This is a genomic window from Thermodesulfobacteriota bacterium (assembly GCA_040756475.1).
GTDB lineage: Bacteria > Desulfobacterota > Deferrisomatia > Deferrisomatales > JACRMM01 > JBFLZB01.
In genome coordinates this window covers 1-2290 of record JBFLZB010000340.1, presented here as the reverse complement: position 1 = coordinate 2290, position 2290 = coordinate 1, and the positions used below count along the sequence as shown (strand labels likewise).

The window sequence follows — 2290 nt, the reverse complement described above, 5'->3', positions numbered from 1 at the left end:
TTGAACGACCGCCAGCTCCAGGCCGTGACCCACCGCGAGGGGCCGCTCCTGGTGCTGGCCGGGGCCGGCTCGGGCAAGACCCGGGTCATCACCTACCGGATCGCCCATCTCCTGCGCCTCCAGGTGCCGGCCGAGCGCCTCCTGGCGCTGTCCTTCACCAACAAGGCGGCCCGGGAGGTGGGCGAGCGGGTGGAGACCCTGGCGGGCCGGAGCCGCACCCAGGGGCTCACCGTGAGCACCTTCCACTCCCTGGGGCTTCGCATCCTGCGCGAAGACGTGGGGCGGCTGGGTTTTGACCCCCGCTTCAGCCTCCACGGCGAGGCCGACCAGCGCACCTCGGTGCGAGAGATCGTGCGCGAAGCCAAGATTCCCCTGGACCCGGCCGAGGTGCAGGAGGCGATCTCCTACTGGAAGAACCGGGGCATCCTTCCCGACGCGGTGGAGGTGCCCCCGGGCGCCGACCGCACCAAGGTGCTCCGCGACGCCTACCGGGCCTACCAGGCGCTCCTGCGCGCCCACAACGCCGTGGACTTCGACGACCTGCTCCTCCTGCCGCTCCGGATCTTCCGGGAGAGCCCCGACTGTCTGGCCCGGTGGCAGCACACCTTCCACTACCTGCTGGTGGACGAGTACCAGGACACCAACCCGGTCCAGTTCGAGCTTCTCAAGGCGCTGGCAGGCCGGAGACAAAACCTTTGCGTGGTGGGCGACGACGACCAGGCCATCTACGGGTGGCGGGGGGCCGAGGTGGGGCTCATCCTGCGCTTCGAAGAGCACTTTCCCGGCGCCCGGGTCGTCCTGCTGGAGGAGAACTACCGCAGCACCGCCACCGTGCTGGACGCGGCCCACGCGGTGGTCTCCCGCATCCCCGGACGCCGGGAGAAGAAGCTGTGGACCGGGAAGGGGCGGGGCGACCCGGTGGGGTGGATCGCCGCCGAGGACGGAGCGGGGGAGGCGGAGGAGGTGGCGAGCGCGATCCTGGCCGAGACCTTCCGCACCCGCCGCCCCTGGTCCCACTTCGCCGTGCTCTACCGCACCAACGCCCAGGCGCGCGCCTTCGAGGGAGCCTTTCGCGCCCACGCCATCCCCTACCGGGTCGTGGGGGGCTCGCGGTTCTTCGATCGCAAGGAGGTGCGCGACGTCCTGTCCTACCTCAAGGCCCTGCACAACCCCCGGGACGACGCGAGCCTGCTTCGCATCGCCAACGTCCCCAGGCGGGGACTCGGACCCCAGGCGCTCCTGCGGGTGAAGGGGGCGGCCGAGGGGCGGGGAGAGAGCCTGCGCCGGGGGCTGGCCGCGGCCGAAGACCTCTCCCCCCAGGCCCGGGCCGGGGCCCGGGGGCTGCTCGCGCTCCTGGAGACCTACGGGACCCGCTTCCGGGCGGAGGGGCTCACGCCCCAGGGCCTGCGGGACTTCTACCGGGACGCGGGGCTCCGGGCCGAGGTGGAGGCCACCTACGACTCTCCCCGGGCGGTGGCCCGCCGACTGGAGCTCCTGGAGGAGCTGGCGGAATCCGTGGCCGACGGCCCCAAGGTGGGGGGCAGGGTGGACCTGGGCCTCTTCGTGGAGAAGCTCAGCCTCGACCCCCCGGCGGAGAAAGACGAGGAGGGGGCGGACGAAGCCACCCTGATGACGCTGCATTCCGCCAAGGGCCTGGAGTTTCCGGTGGTGTTCCTGGCGGGGCTGGAGGAGGGGCTCCTGCCGCTCGTCAAGGGGGCGGATCTCGCCGCGGCGGCCCTGGAGGAGGAGCGCCGGCTCTGCTACGTGGGGATGACCCGGGCCCGGGAGCGCCTGGTGCTCTGCCACGCCCGCACCCGGCGGCGCCGGGGCCACGCCGCGGTCTCGGTGCCCTCCCGCTTCCTCTCCGAGGTGCCCCTGGACCTCACCGAGCAGGGCGGCGCCCGGCCCGAGCGAAGCCCGGCCGAGGAAACGGTGCAGGTGAAGAACTTCTTCCGGGGAATCCAGGCGCTGCTGGGGGAGTGAGGGCGATCACCCGGGGGGCCCGATTCCACGGAATTAGCCCTGAGGCCCTGGTGCCCGCATACATCCCGCCATTGGCTACGATCGTGTTGCCGACGAGATAGCCAGTCCGGCGAAGGGGTCGAGACCCCCACCCAAGGTGGGGGGTTGATAACCTGGCGCCGCCCAAGGCGGCGGGACAACTGGGAGCCGCTCAAAGCGGCTCTCTTTCAGCTCGTGTGGGTAGACCCGCTGGCGCGCAATCTCGGGGTCCAGGTCCGATAGGGGCGCACTGCGTGCGCCCGCAAGGGGCTGCGATCGTCCCCGGGCG

1 protein-coding gene is annotated in these 2290 nt (G+C 72.1%); it reads left to right on the top strand.

Going from position 1 to position 2290, the window contains the following annotated elements:
- Positions 1-1983: UvrD-helicase domain-containing protein (locus AB1578_23460; GenBank protein MEW6490856.1), on the top strand; the 1983-nt coding region annotated here is incomplete at its 5' end.
- Between the last annotated feature and the right edge of the window lie 307 nt (positions 1984-2290).